Below are 4,474 nucleotides of genomic sequence, written 5' to 3'. Positions count from 1 at the left end.
AGCAGGTTTTTGTAAATTACAAGATTTTAATCATGATGTTCAAATTTATATTAATGCCAAATTAGTTGACGATAGATCTTTTCAAATTTATAAAATGGCTGATTTAGGAGATATTGTTGGGGTTACAGGTTATTTGTTTTTTACAAAAACTAATGAATTGACTATCAAAGCTAATGAATTCATTCATTTAAGCAAAAGTTTAATTCCTTTACCGGACAAACACAAAGGATTAAAAAATAAAGAAGTGATTAGAAAAAAACGTTATATTGATTTGATTATTAATTCACAAACTAGAAATATTTTTATAACGCGTATTAAAATTATTCAAGAAATTAGAAATTTTTTTAATAATCATGGTTTTTTAGAAGTTGAAACGCCTATTTTACATTCTATTTATGGCGGAGCAGCAGCTAAACCTTTTATTACTCATCATAACGCTTTAAATTCAGATTTTTATTTAAGAATCGCAACCGAAATACCTCTTAAAAAATTAATTATTGGAGGCATGAAGGCTGTTTATGAAATAGGTCGTATTTTTCGTAATGAAGGGATTGATGCTAACCATAATCCAGAATTTACAACCATAGAAGCTTATTTAGCTTATTCTAATATGGACGGAATGATGCAATTGACTGAAAATTGTTTAAAAGAAGTTTGCCAAAAAATCTTAGGAACTTTAGAATTTCAATATAAACAACATTCTATTAATTTTGCTATATTTGAAAAATATGATATGTTAAATATTATTCATCAACGTACAGGTATTGATTTTACTCAATATTTGACTTTAGCTCAATGTAAAGAATTAGCAAAAGAAAATCAAATTATTTTAGAAAAATTTTATACTAAAGGCGATATTATCACAGCTTTTTTTGAAAAATTTGTAGAAAATACTTTAATTCAACCTACTTTTATTTATAATTATCCTAAAGACATCAGTCCTTTGGCTCGTGAAAATAAAACAAATCCATCATTTGTCGAAAGGTTTGAATTGTTTGTAGTAGGTAAAGAATTAGTAAACTCTTTTAGTGAATTAAATAACCCTATAGAACAAAAAGATCGTTTAATTGAACAATTGAAACAAAATCAATTAGGTAATGAAGAAGCAGAAGAAGAACTAGATGAAGATTTTATTGAAGCTTTAGAATACGGAATGCCACCTACTGGTGGAATGGGGTTAGGAATAGATCGTTTGGTGATGCTTTTAACTAATACATCTAATATTAGAGATGTGATTTTATTTCCCCATTTTAAACATATTCAAAAATAAAACTACAATAATTATGAAAAATTTTTTTCATAAATAAAGGTTTATTTATATCTTTTTTTGTTTTATTTATTATAATTAACTAAGTTTTAAGATATTAATTAGATTATGAAAATATTTGAAACTCTGATACTTTGATTTAAATATTATATGAATCAGAGTATTTATTCATTAATAAAAAGGTTCTAAAAAAGAAGGTTAGATATGAAAGGTGTTTTTTATCTTCAAAGTTTTTATAGTATTATGCAAAGTGTTAATTCTTTGGAATCTTTGGTGAAAAAAGCTAAAGAAAATCATTATGATTTTGTTGCTTTAAGTGATCATCATAATTTATATGGCATGGTTGAGTTTTTTACTTTATGTCATCAATATAAAATTAAACCTGTTATAGGCATGAAAATTACTTTGGATTTAAAAAATATTATAACTGCAATTCCTCAAGTTAGTTTTTTAATTTATGCTTTGAATGATCAAGGTATTCGCCATTTAATTCAAATTTCTAATTTGTTACAAATACAAAATCGTCCTATTACTTTAAAGGAATTAAGTTTTTTTCAAAATAATCTTTTTGTTATTTTATCCAATATTGATTGTTTTTTTGATAATTTATTAAAATCAAATGTTTTTCAACAAGTAATTCAAAAATTAAAGGAATATTGTCAACATTTTTATTTTGGTTTATCTTTGCAATCGGATGAATTAGAAATGTTTACAGAAATTCTTTTACAATGGGTTGCGTTATATAAAATTAAAATCGTTCCTACCCATCAAACCAAATATTTGACAGAAGCTGAAATGCCTGTTTATAAAATAATGGCTCAATTAACTAATCAACATACTATTTTGCGCAAAATCCAAAATCATAATTTATCGTTTCAATTTTTGACTATAGAGCAAAAAGATAAACTTTATCAAGTTTATTATCAAAATTATTCTCAAATGTTTTTGAATTTATCAGAATTAATTTCTAGTATTCAATATCAATATGTCGGTTTAAAGTCATTTAGAATACCTGTTTTTTCACCCAATAACAACATAAATTCTTTTGATTATTTAAAACAAAAAACTCATCAAGCTTTAGAATCTAAGTTGTTTGTGGGTTCAAGAATTCCAATTACTTATCGACAACGTTTAGAAAAAGAATTGCAAATTATTCATGATATGGATTATGCTGATTATTTTTTGATTGTATCAGATATTGTTTGTTTTGCGAAAAATAAAGGGATTTTAGTAGGACCAGGAAGAGGATCTTCATCTAGTTCCTTAATTTGTTTTCTTTTGGATATCACAGAAATTGATCCTTTAGTTTATCATTTGTTATTTGAAAGATTTTTAAATCCGCAACGTAGAAAAAAACCTGATATTGACCTTGATTTCCCTGATGATCAAATTAAAACTGTTTTACAATATATTGTTCATAAATATGGTGCTGCTTATGTAGCTAGTATTATTACTTTCAATACTTGGACTGCTAAATCTTTTTTAAGAATGATACCTGAGTTACAAAAAAAAGTTTTTTTTGAACAATTTTTGGATAAGATTGATTTAGATTCCATAGCACATCAAATTGAAGGAATCCCTCGTTTTACAGGGAAGCATTCTGCTGGTCTTATTATTAGTAATAAAAATTTATTTACTTCTTTGCCTGTTCAAAGGAATCAACAAACGCATTTGCCTTGTTTATATCAAACACAATTTGATGCAAAACAATTAGAAAATATAGGATTATTAAAAATTGATGTATTAAGTTTAAAAAATCTTTCTTTAGTGAATAAAATTTTAAACAAAATCAAAAATTCCATATCTTTTTCTTGGCATCGAATTCCTTTGGATGATCTACCTACATATAAAAATTTACAAAAAGCACAAACAGATTATATTTTTCAATTAGAATCTTTTTCTGCTAAAGAAGTTTTAAAAAAAGTTAAACCTTGTAATTTTAATGATTTAGTTGCAGTTTTAGCTTTAAATCGTCCTGGACCCAAAAATTATATTAATCATTATTGTTTAAATAAACAAAATCAAAACTTCACTTATTTACATCCCCATGTTGATATTGTTTTGAAGAATACTTATGGCATTATTCTTTATCAAGAACAAATAATGGAAATAGCTGTGCGTTTTGCAGGTTATAATTTAGGGGAATCTGAAATTTTAATGACAAAATTGAGTCAAAATAAAACAATACAACAAAAAGCATTAAAAATTTTTGTGGATAAGAGTGTAAAACAAGGTCATTCTATTTTTTTAGCTAATCGTGTTTTTAATTATATTTTACAATTTTCTAAATATAGTTTTAATAAAAGTCATAGTGTATCTTATTCTTTGATTAGTTATAGAATGGCTTATTTAAAAACTCATCATTTTGTTCCTTTTTTTATGGTTTTTTTAGATGAGTACCAAAAGAACTTATTGGAAACAGCTAAATTATTCAAACAAATGAAAAAAGAATATAAGCTTAATTTTTTATTACCTAATTTATTTCTTAGTTCGATTAATTATCGATTTGTTAATAATAGTTTTTTATTGCCCTTGACTTTTGTTCCAGGTATGAATGAAGAAATTAGTCTTTTCATTATCAAAGAAAGACAAAAAAAACAATTTGTTGATTTTTTTGATTTTAAAAAAAGATGTCGTTTTGTTTTGAATTCTTCTTTATTAAAAAATTTAATTTGGATGAGTGTTTTTGATGATTTTGGTTTAACTAAGAAAGATTTAATGCAACAAGCTGATTTAGAAAATTTTGAACATGAACAATATTTATTATCGAGTAGAAAAGATTCATTTTTATATTTTAATACACGTGAAGAATATCAATTCTTACAGATTAAAGAGCAGGTTTATCGTATATTAGGTTTTGATTTATATGATATTTTGTCTTTCAAACATAGTAGATGAAAACTGAGAAAATTATTTATTACTTTTTTTCTTTTTTTACTTTTTTGATCAAAAAAAATTAAAGAAAGGACAAGAGTTGATGAATTGGAATGATTTTTGCCAAAAATATTTTATTCCTGGTATGTGTTTTGATGTTGTGATTACGTTTGTTTTTGACTGCTTGCTATGGTTAATTTGTTTACGTCATTATGAAAACAAAATAAAAGTTTTTCAAAATGAAAGAAAATTTAAGATAACCAATATTTCTTAAAAAATTATATTATTTTATTTGGAGTTAGCATTTTGATATATAAAATTATATACTATTTT

General features: G+C 24.5%; 3 protein-coding genes. All 3 read left to right on the top strand.

Going from position 1 to position 4,474, the window contains the following annotated elements; all coding sequences use genetic code 11:
• Positions 1-1,270: lysine--tRNA ligase (gene lysS / locus AlmWB_RS01385; RefSeq protein WP_050337345.1), on the top strand; the 1,270-nt coding region annotated here is incomplete at its 5' end.
• 201 nt (positions 1,271-1,471) lie between these two features.
• Positions 1,472-4,165: a PHP domain-containing protein gene (locus AlmWB_RS01380; protein WP_050337343.1), complete on the top strand. Its 2,694-nt coding sequence runs from the start codon at positions 1,472-1,474 to the stop codon at positions 4,163-4,165.
• A 79-nt stretch (positions 4,166-4,244) separates the two neighbouring features.
• The gene (locus tag AlmWB_RS01820) at positions 4,245-4,415 is read left to right on the top strand and encodes a hypothetical protein (RefSeq protein ID WP_157022401.1); all 171 of its coding nucleotides are present in this window, start codon (positions 4,245-4,247) and stop codon (positions 4,413-4,415) included.
• Positions 4,416-4,474: the final 59 nt, after the last annotated feature.

The organism is Candidatus Phytoplasma phoenicium (assembly GCF_001189415.1).
GTDB lineage: Bacteria > Bacillota_I > Bacilli_A > Acholeplasmatales > Acholeplasmataceae > Phytoplasma > Phytoplasma phoenicium.
This window is presented reverse-complemented; position numbering and strand designations above follow the sequence as displayed.